The 12,184-nt window shown below is 70.9% G+C and carries 13 protein-coding genes; 4 read left to right on the forward strand and 9 right to left on the reverse strand.

The genetic code is table 11. The features are described from left to right. Positions 1–6: 6 nt before the first annotated feature. The 5 genes from IA22_RS0110835 to IA22_RS0110855 all read right to left on the reverse strand — a co-directional run bounded on the left by IA22_RS0110835 (position 7) and on the right by IA22_RS0110855 (position 4,513). Entirely contained in the window at positions 7–1,305 is a 1,299-nt protein-coding gene (locus IA22_RS0110835) for a DUF6986 family protein (RefSeq protein ID WP_030123481.1), read from the reverse strand. Positions 1,306–1,475: 170 nt separating this feature from the next. Further along, positions 1,476–2,438, reverse strand: a complete 963-nt coding sequence (locus IA22_RS0110840; protein ID WP_014157751.1) for an electron transfer flavoprotein subunit alpha/FixB family protein — start codon at positions 2,436–2,438, stop codon at positions 1,476–1,478. 58 nt (positions 2,439–2,496) lie between these two features. Next, positions 2,497–3,282, reverse strand: coding sequence for an electron transfer flavoprotein subunit beta/FixA family protein (locus tag IA22_RS0110845; RefSeq protein WP_014157750.1), 786 nt, complete (start codon positions 3,280–3,282; stop codon positions 2,497–2,499). 201 nt (positions 3,283–3,483) lie between these two features. Continuing rightward, entirely contained in the window at positions 3,484–3,990 is a 507-nt protein-coding gene (locus tag IA22_RS0110850; RefSeq protein WP_014157749.1) for a flavin reductase family protein, read from the reverse strand. Between the two features lie 196 nt (positions 3,991–4,186). Continuing rightward, the gene (locus IA22_RS0110855; RefSeq protein ID WP_015576073.1) at positions 4,187–4,513 is read right to left on the reverse strand and encodes a TlpA family protein disulfide reductase; all 327 of its coding nucleotides are present in this window, start codon (positions 4,511–4,513) and stop codon (positions 4,187–4,189) included. A gap of 219 nt (positions 4,514–4,732) precedes the next feature. Between IA22_RS0110855 and IA22_RS0110860 the strand changes: the two genes are divergently transcribed. After that, complete coding sequence (locus IA22_RS0110860) at positions 4,733–5,455, forward strand: lysophospholipid acyltransferase family protein (protein WP_014157747.1); 723 nt, start codon at positions 4,733–4,735, stop codon at positions 5,453–5,455. A gap of 163 nt (positions 5,456–5,618) precedes the next feature. On the opposite strand, the gene IA22_RS0110865 is transcribed toward IA22_RS0110860, so the two are convergent. From IA22_RS0110865 to IA22_RS0110875, 3 genes are read right to left on the reverse strand one after another with little or no spacing between them, the layout of a single operon-like run. Further along, the gene (locus IA22_RS0110865) at positions 5,619–6,701 is read right to left on the reverse strand and encodes a threonine aldolase family protein (RefSeq protein WP_014157746.1); all 1,083 of its coding nucleotides are present in this window, start codon (positions 6,699–6,701) and stop codon (positions 5,619–5,621) included. Then, a complete protein-coding gene (locus IA22_RS0110870; RefSeq protein ID WP_014157745.1) occupies positions 6,680–7,444 on the reverse strand; it encodes an SDR family NAD(P)-dependent oxidoreductase in 765 nt (254 codons plus the stop codon). Before IA22_RS0110870 ends, IA22_RS0110865 begins: the two co-directional genes overlap by 22 nt. A 26-nt stretch (positions 7,445–7,470) precedes the next feature. After that, positions 7,471–8,868: a DUF6421 family protein gene (locus IA22_RS0110875; protein ID WP_015576074.1), complete on the reverse strand. Its 1,398-nt coding sequence runs from the start codon at positions 8,866–8,868 to the stop codon at positions 7,471–7,473. Positions 8,869–9,148: 280 nt separating this feature from the next. Here IA22_RS0110875 and IA22_RS0110880 point away from each other — a divergent pair, with 280 nt between their 5' ends. Beyond that, on the forward strand, positions 9,149–9,799 hold the full coding sequence (locus tag IA22_RS0110880; RefSeq protein WP_030123482.1) for a glycerophosphodiester phosphodiesterase: 651 nt from the start codon (positions 9,149–9,151) through the stop codon (positions 9,797–9,799). A 39-nt stretch (positions 9,800–9,838) separates the two neighbouring features. Here the strand turns inward: IA22_RS0110880 and IA22_RS0110885 are convergent, their stop codons facing one another. Further along, positions 9,839–10,387: a GNAT family N-acetyltransferase gene (locus IA22_RS0110885; protein ID WP_030123483.1), complete on the reverse strand. Its 549-nt coding sequence runs from the start codon at positions 10,385–10,387 to the stop codon at positions 9,839–9,841. A 174-nt stretch (positions 10,388–10,561) separates the two neighbouring features. On the opposite strand from IA22_RS0110885, the gene IA22_RS0110890 reads away from it, so the two are divergent. Both IA22_RS0110890 and IA22_RS0110895 read left to right on the forward strand, forming a co-directional pair. Beyond that, complete coding sequence (locus tag IA22_RS0110890; RefSeq protein ID WP_030123484.1) at positions 10,562–11,149, forward strand: DUF5134 domain-containing protein; 588 nt, start codon at positions 10,562–10,564, stop codon at positions 11,147–11,149. A gap of 87 nt (positions 11,150–11,236) precedes the next feature. Further along, positions 11,237–12,172 carry a M56 family metallopeptidase gene (locus IA22_RS0110895; RefSeq protein ID WP_014157740.1) on the forward strand — a complete coding sequence of 312 codons (936 nt, stop codon included), beginning with the start codon at positions 11,237–11,239 and terminating at the stop codon, positions 12,170–12,172. The last annotated feature ends 12 nt before the right edge of the window (positions 12,173–12,184 follow it).

Below are 12,184 nucleotides of genomic sequence, written 5' to 3' on the forward strand. Positions count from 1 at the left end.
CGCCGCCTAAGGGGCCGTCACGGTCAGCCCGCCGCGGCGCGGGGAGGCGAACCCGTCCAGGTCGGCCCGGGTCAGACCGGTCAGTGCCTCGACCTCCGCGGTGTCCAGCGCCCCGCAGTCGATGCCCCGGAGCAGATAGCCGCTGAGCGCCTTGGCGGTGGCGGGCTCGTCCATGACGTCCCCGCCGGCCTTGGCCACGTAGGCGGCGAGCCGGGACGCGGCCTGGCCGAGGCCCTCGCGGTAGAAGCTGTAGACGGCGGCGTAGCGGGTGGGCAGATGCCCCGGGTGCATGTCCCAGCCCTGGTAGTAGGCACGGGCCAGGGCGCGGCGGGTGAGCCCGTGGTGCAGGCGCCAGGCGTCGTGGACCTGGCGGGTCGGGCCGACCGGGAGCACGTTCGTGGAGCCGTCGCAGACCCGGACACCGGTGCCCGCGGCGGCGACCTGCATGACCGCCTTGGCGTGGTCGGCCGCGGGGTGGTCACTGGCCTGGTAGGCGGGGCTGACCCCGACGCAGGCGCTGTAGTCGAACGTCCCGTAGTGCAGGCCGGTGGCGCGGCCCCGGGCGGCGTCGATCATCCGGGCGACAGCCGCGGTGCCGTCCGCGGCCAGGATGGACTGGCTGGTCTCGATCTGGATCTCGAAACCGAGGCGCCCCGCGGGCAGACCGTGCGTCTCCTCGAAGGCTTCGAGCAGCCGCACGAAAGCGGTGACCTGTTCGGGGTACGTCACCTTGGGCAGCGTCAGGACGAGGCCTTCGGGCAGGCCGCCGGCCCGCATGAGCCCGGTGAGGAAGACGTCCGTGGTGCGGATGCCCCGGTCGCGCACGGCGGCTTCCATGCACTTCATCCGGATGCCCATGTACGGGGCGGCCGTCCCGTCGGCGTACGCCTCGGCCACCAGACGTGCGGCCCGGGCCGCGGCCTCGTCCTCCTCGGCGTCGGGGCGCGGCCCGTAGCCGTCCTCGAAGTCGATGCGCAGGTCCTCGACCGGCTCGCGCTCCAGCTTGGCGCGTACGCGGTCGTGGACGGGCTCCGCGAGCTCCTGCGGGATCCCCAGGACCTCGGCGAGCGCGGAGGCGTCGGGAGCGTGCTCGTCGAGCGCCGCGAGCGCCCGGTCCCCCCACGTGCGCAGGGTGGTGGCGGTGAAGGCGTCGGCGGGCACATAGACGGTGTGGACGGGCTGGCGCGTCCCGGGATCACCCGGGTACCGGCGGGCGAGTTCGGCGTCCACCGACGCGAGGGAGGCGCCGATCTCCTGACCGACCGTGCCGGCGAGGCTCGTCGCCACCGTCTCCTGCTGACCCATGTGCGTGCCCTCCACGTATTCAGTAATTCCACTTCCCGGAATCTTTCATCCGCATAGTGAAGTTATAAGCCCCGCAGTCCCTGCGTCAATGGTGATCGGAAACAGCCCGGGGCCGCGCGGTGAGAACACCGCGCGGCCCCGGGCTTCGTACGGGCAGGACTCCTGCCGGGTCAGCCCTTGCGGGACTTGACCTCGTCGGTGAGCTGCGGGACGACGGCGAAGAGGTCGCCGACCACGCCGTAGTCGACGAGGTCGAAGATCGGCGCCTCGGCGTCCTTGTTCACCGCGACGATGGTCTTCGAGGTCTGCATACCGGCCCGGTGCTGGATCGCGCCCGAGATGCCCGAGGCGATGTACAGCTGCGGCGAGACCGACTTGCCGGTCTGACCGACCTGGTTGGTGTGCGGGTACCAGCCGGCGTCGACCGCGGCACGCGAGGCACCGACGGCCGCACCGAGCGAGTCGGCGAGGGCCTCGATGATCGCGAAGTTCTCGGCGCCGTTGACGCCGCGGCCGCCGGAGACGACGATCGCGGCCTCGGTCAGCTCCGGGCGCCCGGTCGACTCGCGCGGGGTGCGGGAGAGGACCTTGGTGCCGGTGGCCGTGGCGGAGAAGGAGACCGTGAGGGCCTCGACGGCCCCAGCGGCGGGGGCGGCCTCGACGGCGGCCGAGTTCGGCTTGACCGTGATGACCGGAGTACCCTTGGAGACACGGGACTTGGTGGTGTAGGAAGCGGCGAACGCGGACTGCGTGGCGACAGGACCCTGGTCGCCGGCCTCCAGGTCCACGGCGTCGGTGATGATGCCGGAACCGATGCGGAGCGCGAGGCGGGCGGCGATCTCCTTGGCCTCGGCCGAGGACGGCAGCAGCACCGCGGCCGGGGACACGGCGTCGTACGCGGCCTGGAGCGCGTCGACCTTCGGTACGACGAGGTAGTCGGCGAACTCCGGGGCGTCGGCGGTCAGCACCTTGACCGCGCCGTGCTCGGCGAGCGCGGCGGCGGTGTCGGCGGCGCCGTTGCCGAGGGCGACGGCGACCGGCTCGCCGATGCGGCGGGCGAGCGTCAGCAGCTCCAGGGTGGGCTTGCGGACGGCACCGTCCACGTGGTCGACATAGACGAGAACTTCAGCCATGGGACTTCAATCTCCTGCGTGCGAGGGAGTGCGGGGCGGTTGAGGGGACAGTCGGGGCTCAGATGAACTTCTGGCCCGCAAGGAACTCGGCCAGCTGCTTGCCGCCCTCGCCCTCGTCCTTGACGATCGTGCCCGCCGTGCGGGCGGGACGCTCGGCCGCGGAGTCGACCGCGGTCCAGGAGCCGCCCAGACCGACCTCGTCCGCCTCGATCTCCAGGTCCTCGAGGTCCAGGGACTCCACCGGCTTCTTCTTCGCCGCCATGATGCCCTTGAACGACGGGTAACGGGCCTCGCCCGACTGGTCGGTCACGGAGACCACGGCCGGCAGGGACGCCTCGAGCTGCTCGCTCGCGGTGTCGCCGTCGCGACGGCCCTTGACGGCGCCGCCCTCGACCGAGACCTCGGAGAGCAGCGTGACCTGCGGGACGCCGAGGCGCTCCGCGAGCAGCGCCGGGAGCACGCCCATGGTGCCGTCCGTCGAGGCCATGCCGCAGATGACCAGGTCGTAACCGGTCTTCTCCACGGCCTTGGCGAGCACCAGGGAGGTGCCGATGACGTCGGTGCCGTGCAGGTCGTCGTCCTCGACGTGGACGGCCTTGTCGGCGCCCATCGACAGCGCCTTGCGCAGCGCGTCCTTGGCGTCCTCGGGGCCCACCGTGAGCACGGTGATCTCCGCGTCGTCCGCCTCGTCGGCGATCTGCAGCGCCTGCTCGACCGCGTACTCGTCGAGCTCCGACAGCAGACCGTCGACGTCGTCACGGTCCAGGGTCAGGTCATCGGCGAAGTGCCGGTCGCCGGTGGCGTCGGGCACGTACTTCACACAGACAACGATCCTCAAGCTCACGCCGACTCTCCTACTGCATCGTCATTTCTGGGCTGCCTTGTTGCACGCAGCATAGGCGCCTCATCGGGCGGTTTCCGGTCGGGACGACCGAGCTCCCGGTCGAATATTACTCGCCAGTACACCCAGTACGTTACCCATAAGCAAGCGCTTGGAACTGTGACGTAGCCAACGGGTCCCATTCCGCCGCCGACTTGCTCGCCCTCAGTCTCGCAGAGCGGTGAAACGGCCTTGGTGGTAGACCAGCGGCCGACCGCCGCGCGAAGGGTCACCGGCCACGACCTCGGCGATCACGATGCGGTGGTCACCCGCCGGGATCCGGGCCACCACCCGGCAGACCAGCCAGGCCACCACCCCGCCGAGCAACGGCACCCCCTCGGGGCCGCTGCGCCAGTCGGTGGACGGGCCGAAGCGGTCGGCGCCGCTGCGGGCGAACGTCGCGGCGAGCTCCTGCTGGTCCTCACCGAGTATGTGCACGCCCACGTGCTCCGCCGCCTCGACCACGGGCCAGCTGGAGGACGAGGTGCCCACCCCGAAGGAGATCAGGGGCGGCTCGGCGGCGACGGAGTTGAGCGAGGTCGCGGTGAAGCCGGCCGGACGCGCGCCGGCCGCGGTGATCACGGCGACACCGGCGGCGTGCTGGCGGAAGACGGAACGCAGGAGTTCGGGCGCAGCCGACCGGACGGTGCGGAGATCAGGTGAGGCCGTCATGGAGAAGTCCTTCTGCGAGAGGCGTACGGGGTCCGCGGTTTCTTCAGACACCCGGACAGCGCGCACTCGCGTGGCGCACGAGGTCGACGTGGACCCGGCCGAAGAGAAGGAGTTCTGGCGGCATAACGTCAGACTGACGATGCGTGGCGTACACAGTCAAGTGCGTCCCGTCATGTGGGAGATGCGTCACGGTCCGTCACATCGCCTGCCCCAACGCGGCGACGACATCCACCGTACGGGGCTGCCCCGCCGCCCTGCGGATGATGCGCCCGTCGGCGTCGAGCACCAGCACCGTGGGCGTCCGGCTGATCCCGAGGCGGCGCACGAGCGTGAGATGCGCCTCGGCGTCGATCTCGATGTGCGCGACCCCCTCCACCATCCCGGCCACCTCCGCCAGCGTGCGCCTGGTGGCGCGGCACGGCTGGCAGAACGCGCTGGAGAACTGCACCAGAGTGGCCCGATCCCCCAGCTCCTCGCCGAGTTGGGCGGCACTCAGCGTGCCACCGGTCGTCCGCCCGTCCATGTCGTCCTCCCTCTCGGATCTCCGCGCAAGGGGTCAGCGCCCTGCGGCCACAGAACATTCCCGGAGGATTCACGTGACGAGAATCTCTCGCCCCGGGCCCTTTGGGGCTGGCCACGGCGTCGCACATGGGGCACGATCGCCCCAATGCCGAAAACCTACGGCTGCGTAACTTCCGCCGGGAGAACCCTCCCCAGGCATTGAAGAAGGGTCTTCATCCAGATGGCAGAACTCGTCTATCGGCCGGTCATCGGCGCCGCTCGCACGCTGTTCAAGGCGCTCGACCTGAAGATCGACACCCAGGGTTCGGAGCACATCCCGAAGACCGGTGGCGCGGTTCTGGTCAGCAACCACATCAGCTATCTGGACTTCATCTTCACCGGACTCGGCGCCCTTCCCCAGAAGCGGCTCGTCCGCTTCATGGCCAAGGATTCGGTCTTCCGCCACAAGGTGTCCGGTCCGCTGATGCGCGGAATGAAGCACATCCCCGTCGACCGCAACCAGGGCGAGGACGCCTACGCGCACGCGCTCGCCTCGTTGCGCGCGGGAGAGATCGTCGGCGTGTTCCCCGAGGCGACCATCTCGCAGTCCTTCACCTTGAAGAGTTTCAAGTCCGGCGCCGCGCGGCTGGCGCAGGAGGCCGGCGTACCGCTGATCCCGATGGCGCTGTGGGGCACCCAGCGGCTGTGGACCAAGGGGCGTCCGCGTAATTTCCGGCGCAGCCACACCCCGATCACCATCCGCGTGGGCGAGGCGGTGGAGGCACCCGCCGACCAGTACGCCGGGGCGATCACCCGCCGTCTGCGTGAGCGTGTGCAGGAGCTCCTCGAGGCCGCTCAGCGGGCCTACCCCGTGCGCCCCAAGGACGCGTCCGACACCTGGTGGGTACCGGCGCACCTCGGGGGCACGGCTCCGACGCCCGCCGAGGTGCGTGAGCACGGCTGACGCGTCCCACCGGCGGGCGGGCGGCCGAAGCGTCACACCCCGGTCCCGGTCGGCCCCGTGGGCGACCGGGACCGCGCGGGATCCACGGTGTCGCGTACGACGGCACGACGACGCGGTCGACCGGGAGCGATACGTTCCGGCCGACCGCGTGGACGTGCGGCTGCTACCGCCGCGCCATCTCCTCCTTGAGCGCCAGCACGAAGGCGTCGACGTCGTCCTCCTGGGTGTCGAAGGCGCACATCCAGCGGACGTCGCCGGCCTTCTCGTCCCAGAAGTAGAAGCGGAACCGCTTCTGCAGGCGCTCGGTGACCTCGTGGGGCAGCCGCGCGAAGACGGCGTTGGCCTGCACGGGGTGGAGGATCTCCACCCCGTCCACCGCCCGGACCCCTTCCGCGAGCCGCTGGGCCATGGCGTTGGCGTGCCGCGCGTTGCGCAGCCACAGGTCGCCGGCGAGCAGCGCCTCGAGCTGGACCGAGACGAAGCGCATCTTGGAGGCCAGTTGCATCGACAGCTTCCGCAGGTGCTTCATCGCGCGCACCGCGTCGGGGTTCAGGACGACGACGGCCTCTCCGAAGAGCGCGCCGTTCTTGGTGCCGCCGAAGGAGAGGACATCGACCCCGACCGTGTTGGTGAACGTGCGCATGGGCACGTCCAGCGACGCGGCGGCGTTGGCTATCCGGGCGCCGTCGAGGTGCACCTTCATGCCCTGCCCGTGGGCGTGGTCGCAGATGGCGCGGATCTCCGCGGGCGTGTAGACGGTGCCGAGCTCGGTGTTCTGGGTGATCGAGACGACCTGCGGCATCGCACGGTGCTCGTCGTCCCAGCCGTACGCCTCACGGTCGATGAGCTCCGGGGTGAGCTTGCCGTCCGGGGTCGGGACGGTGAGCAGCTTCAGACCGCCCACCCGCTCCGGCGCGCCGCCCTCGTCCACGTTGATGTGGGCGGACTCGGCACAGATCACGGCACCCCAGCGGTCGGTCAGCGCCTGGAGCGCCACCACGTTGGCTCCGGTGCCGTTGAAGACCGGGAAGGCCTCGGCGGTGGGGCCGAAGTGGCTGTGCATGACGCGCTGGAGGTGGCCCGTGTAGTCGTCCTCTCCGTAGGCGACCTGATGGCCGCCGTTGGCGAGGGCGACGGCCGCGAGGACCTCCGGGTGCACGCCCGCGTAGTTGTCGCTCGCGAAGCCGCGCACCTGCGGATCGTGATGGCGTCGCGCGTCGGTCCTTACGGTTGCGGGGTCAGCCACAGACGTTTTCCGTTCACTTCTCCGGCGGGCCGGTCCCAGACGCCGGCGATGGCCTCGGCCAGCTCCGTGACGTCCGTGAAGCCCGCGAACTTGGCGTTCGGGCGCTCGGCGCGCATCGCGTCGTGCACCAGAGCCTTGACGACCAGGATCGCAGCAGCCGATGTCGGACCCGCGTCGCCCCCCGCCTTGCGGAAGGCGTCGGCGAGGGCGAGCGTCCATGCCTCCGCGGCGGCCTTGGACGCGGCGTAGGCCGCGTTGCCGGCGGTGGGGTTGCTGGCCCCGGACGCGCTGATCAGCACGTACCGGCCCCGGTCACTGCGCTGGAGGACCTCCTGGAAGGCCAGCGAGGTGGACTGGACGGTACGGATCAGCAGCTTCTCCAGGAAGTCCCAGTCGGCGAGGCTGGTGTCCGCGAAGCCGGAGCCGCCCCGCCAGCCTCCGACGAGGTGGACCAGGCCGTCCACGCGGCCGAACTCCTTCTCCGTCTTAAGCGCCCACTCCCGCGCGGCAGCGGGATCCAGGAGATCGACCGTGTCGCCCGTGACGGTCGCTCCGCCGTGTGCGTACCGCGCGGCGTCGACCGCCTCCACCAGCCGCTCGGGGTTGGCGTCGGAGGCCACGACGGTCGCACCCGCCTCGGCGAGCCTCAGCAGGGTGGCTCGGCCCGCCGGCCCCGCCGCCCCGGCCACCGCGATCACCGCGCCCTCGAGCACGCCGCTGTCGGCCCTGTCCGTTCCGTTCATCGCCACCGCCTCCTCAGAACCCGCGCTCACGCAGCTGCCCGCCCGGCGTCCGCCGCGGTGATCCCCTTGGTGGAGGCGATCACATGCTTCAGCTTCTTCGAGAGCGCCTCATAGAACATGCTCAGGGGAAACTCGTCCGGAAGCACGTCGTCGACGAGCTTGCGCGGCGGCTGGTCCAGGTCCAGGGCGTCCGGGCCCTTGGCCCAGCGCGACCCCGGATGGGGTGCGAGATAGCTCGCGACCAGGTCGTACGCCGCGAACCAGTGCACGATCTTCGGCCGGTCGATGCCGTCGCGGTAGAGCTTCTCGATCTCACCGCACAGCTGGTTGGTGACCTCGGGGGCGCGGGTCCAGTCGATCTTCAGCGTGTTGTCGGTCCAGCGCACCACGTCGTGCTTGTGGAGGTAGGCGAAGAGCAGCTGACCCCCGAGGCCGTCGTAGTTGCGCACGCGCTCGCCCGTCACGGGGAAGCGGAACATCCGGTCGAAGAGCACGGCGAACTGCACGTCCCGGCCCTGGCCGAAGCCGTCGGCCTCCAGCTTCACGGCCTCCTTGAAGGCGGTGAGATCGCAGCGCAGCTCCTCCAGCCCGTACATCCAGAACGGCTGGCGCTGCTTGATCATGAAGGGGTCGAACGGGAGGTCGCCGTGGCTGTGGGTGCGGTCGTGGACCATGTCCCAGAGCACGAAGGCCTGCTCGCAGCGCTTCTGGTCGCCGAGCATCTCGCGGATGTCGTCGGGGAGGTCGAGGCCCAGCAGGTCGACTGACGCCTCGGTCACCCGGCGGAAGCGGGCGGCCTCCCGGTCGCAGAAGATCCCGCCCCAGCTGAAGCGCTCGGGCGCCTCGCGCACCGCGATGGTCTCGGGGAAGAGCACAGCCGAGTTGGTGTCGTAGCCCGAGGTGAAGTCCTCGAAGGTGATCCCGCAGAACAGGGGGTTGTCGTACCGCGTGGCCTCGAGGTCGGCGAGCCAGTCGGGCCAGACCATACGCAGCACGACGGCCTCAAGATTGCGGTCGGGGTTGCCGTTCTGCGTGTACATCGCGAACACGACGAGGTGCTGGAGGCCGTCCGCGCGGTTCGCGGCGGGCTGGAAGGCGAGGAGGGAGTCGAGGAAGTCCGGTACGCCGAAGCCGTCCGCTACCCAGCGGCGCAGGTCGGCGACGAGCGCGCGGTGGTAGGCGTCGTCGTGCGGGAGCAGCGGGGAGAGCCGCTCGACCGCGGTGACCACGCGTTCGACGACCTCCCGGGCCGTCGCGGCGGACGGTGCGCCCTCGGCGTCGAAGTCGATGGAGCCGTCCTCGGACTGCCAGGGGCGGAGCTCTTCCACGGCACTCTTGAGCACGGGCCATGCCGGGTGCTCAACGACCCGTTGGGCAGCAGCTATCGCGCCGGTGGCGTTGGCATGCTCAAGAATTTCCGTCATAGCACTTCCTTCACAGGAGAACCTTGCGTCAAGTAACCGTATCCATGCTCGGTTCCTTCGGACAAGTGGGGGGCAGAAAATTATCCTGCCACCCCTTATCTTCACCGTTATTTTTCCTGTCACACCTTCACGTGACCCCTTCTTCCGCCGGGAAGGCAGGGCGAAGGCCGTCCTGTGCTTGCGAACTGGTTCCCTGGGGGTAGGAGCCGCACGCGAGGCGAACACGACGGACGGAAGCGGGAGTGCCTTGACTTTTCTCACCATCGGTCATCGCGGGGTCATGGGCGTCGAGCCGGAGAACACGCTGCGCTCGTTCGTGCACGCCGAGCAGGCGGGCATGGACGCCGTGGAACTGGATCTCCATCTGAGCAAGGACGGCGCGCTCGCCGTGATGCACGACGCCGCGGTGGACCGGACGACGGACGGGCGGGGGCTGATCGCCGAGAAGACGATGGCGGAGCTCCGCGAGCTCGACGCGGGGCAGGGCGAGAGGGTGCCCGTCTTCGAGGAGGTGCTCGACGCCGTCGGCTCGCCCGTCCAGGCCGAGATCAAGGACGTGGCGGCCGCGCGGGCGCTCGCCGAGGTGATGCTGCGCCGCGACCTGGCCGGCAGGGTCGAGGTGTCCTCGTTCCACGACGAGGCCGTGGCCGAGATCGCTCAGCTGGTCCCGGGGGTGCGGACCGTGCTCATCGCCAGCCGCTGGGAGTCGGACGTGGTCGACCGGGCCAAGGAGGCCGGCGCGGCGACGCTCGCCCTGAACATCCGCCGCCTCACCCTCGACGTGGTCGAGCAGGCGCACGCGGAGGGCCTGAAGGTGATCGGCTGGGTGGTCAACACCCAGGACCACCTGCGCCTCGCCCGCGCACTGGGTCTGGACGGGGCGACGACCGACTACCCGGAGATCCGACGCGCCGGCCGCTTCACCGCCTGAGACGCGCGGGACCCGGTCCGCGCCACCTTCCGTCGCGCTCTACAGCTCCTTGACCAGCAGCTCGAACACGAGGTCGTCGCGCTGCGGGACACCGAAGCGCTCGTCGCCGTACGGGAAGGGTGTGAGCTCTCCCGTACGGCGGTAGCCACGTCGCTCGTACCAGGCGATCAGTTCCTCGCGGACCGAGATCACCGTCATGTGCATCTCGTCCACGCCCCAGTCCTCGCGGGCCGTGCGCTCCGCCTCGGCGATGATCACCTTGCCCAGACCGGCGCCCTGCAGCTCCGGCCGGACCGCGAACATGCCGAAGTAGGCCGCCTTTCCGCGGTGTTCGAGCTGGCAGCAGGCGACCGGCTCGCCGTCCCGCTCGGCGACGAGGACCTTGCCCGAGGGGGCCGCGAGCACCTGACGCACCCCTTCGGCGTCGGTGCGCTGTCCCTGGAGGATGTCCGCCTCGGTGGTCCATCCGGCCCGGCTCGCATCGCCGCGGTAGGCGGACTCGACGAGGCGTACCAGGGCGGGCACGTCGTCCTCGACCGCGTCGCGGAAGGTCGGTTCTACCCGTGCCGTGGCCGGTGCGATGTCCATGAGGCTCTTCTCCGATGGTGTGCTGCCGATGGTGCCGTCCCGAGACTAGCCCGCCCCTCGACCGCCCCCGCAGTCCCTGCCGCGCTCCCCCAGTACCCCAATGCGCCCCGGTAGGAGTAGCCGCCACGGGGCATCGATCACTTCGGCATGATCCGCCGTAGGGGGAGGTGCACCGTGCACGGACCGGCGCTGTCCGGCTGGCTGCTCATGGGGCTGTGCGCGGCCACCGGGGCGTACTGCCTGCTGCGGACCCGTCACGGCACCGAGCGGGAGCGCGCATCGGCCCGCGCCGAGGCGCTGATGGGGTTCGGGATGGCCGCGATGGCGGTGCCCCCGGCCCTGTTCACGCTCCCGGAGTGGACGTGGGTCGCCTACGCCGTGGTGTTCGGCGCCGCGGCCCTGCACGCGGTCGTGCGGGCGAGGCGGGGCGGCCGACATCTGCACCATGTGGTCGGCTCCCTCGCGATGGTCTACATGGCCGTGGCCATGGCGCCCAGCGCCGCACACGCCTCGGGGGGCGGCCACCTGGGCCACGGGGCACAACCCGCCGGAGGCGTCCCCGCGCTCACGGGAGTCCTCCTCGTCTACTACGCGCTGTACGTCCTGAGTTCGGCCGGACGGCTGGTCCCGACGCCGTCACCGGTCGGTGTGCCGACGGCCGGCGGCACCGCGGGCCCGGTGTGGGACGCGCGCCCGGAGCTCACGCTTGCGTGCAGGCTGACCATGGGGATAGCCATGTTCGCCATGCTGCTCACCCTGTGAGACCGACGCCCCCGCACCTCGTGTCGTACGTCACTTGCCGCGCGCGGCCATACCCCTGGACACCACGGCACTCATAGGCTGACGCCCATGTTGGTCTCCCTCGCGCTGCTGCTGCTCGGTGCACTGGCCGCCGTCGTGGCCCCGGGCCTGATGGCGAGGGCCCGATGGCCCGAGCGTGAGCCGGTCGTGGCCCTGTGGGTGTGGCAGTGCGTGGTCGCGGGCGTCCTGCTGTCGTTCGGGCTGTCCATGACCTTCAGCGCGGCTGCCGCATGGCAGGCGGTCCGCGGCCATGTCTTCGCGCCCGCGCCGCACGCCGTGGTCGAGGCGTACGCCCTCGGGGCCTACGGGCCGTGGTCGGCGGTCATCGCGGTCCTGCTCGCGCTCGGCGGAGTGTGGACGGCCGCCATGCTGGTGCGCGAGATCCACCGGGCCCGGACCCGCCGCAGGCAGCGGCGTACCGAACTGCTGGTCCGCGCCCCGCTGATGCCGGGCGAGGAAGCCGGCGGCGGACGGCTCGTGGTGCTGGAGGGCGAACGGCCCGACGCGTGGTGGCTGCCGGGCGCGGCTCCCCAACTGGTCGTCACGACAGCGGCACTCGGCCGGCTGAAGGGGCGTCAGCTCGATGCCGTGCTGGCCCACGAGCAGGGACACGCGCAGGCCCGCCACGACTGGCTCCTGCACTGCTCGGACGCGCTCGCGACGGGCTTCCCGCAGGTTCCGGTGTTCGCCGCCTTCCGGGACGAGATGCACCAGCTCGTCGAACTGGCCGCGGACGACGTGGCGTCACGGCGCTTCGGCCGTCTGACGATCGCGCTCGCCCTGGTCGAACTCAACGAGGACCGTGGTGTGTTCGGGCCCGCGCCCGCGTCCGGCGCCCAGATGCCCTTCAGGGTGAACCGCCTGCTCACGCCGGTGGAGCGGCTCACCGCGGGGCGCCGGCTGCGGCTGACCGCGGCAGCGGCCCTGGTACCGGTGGTCCCGCTGCTCGTGGCATTCGTGCCGGGACTCAGCGCTCTGGGATAGCTTCCCGCACGG

It is taken from the genome of Kitasatospora papulosa (assembly GCF_000717245.1).
GTDB lineage: Bacteria > Actinomycetota > Actinomycetes > Streptomycetales > Streptomycetaceae > Streptomyces > Streptomyces papulosus.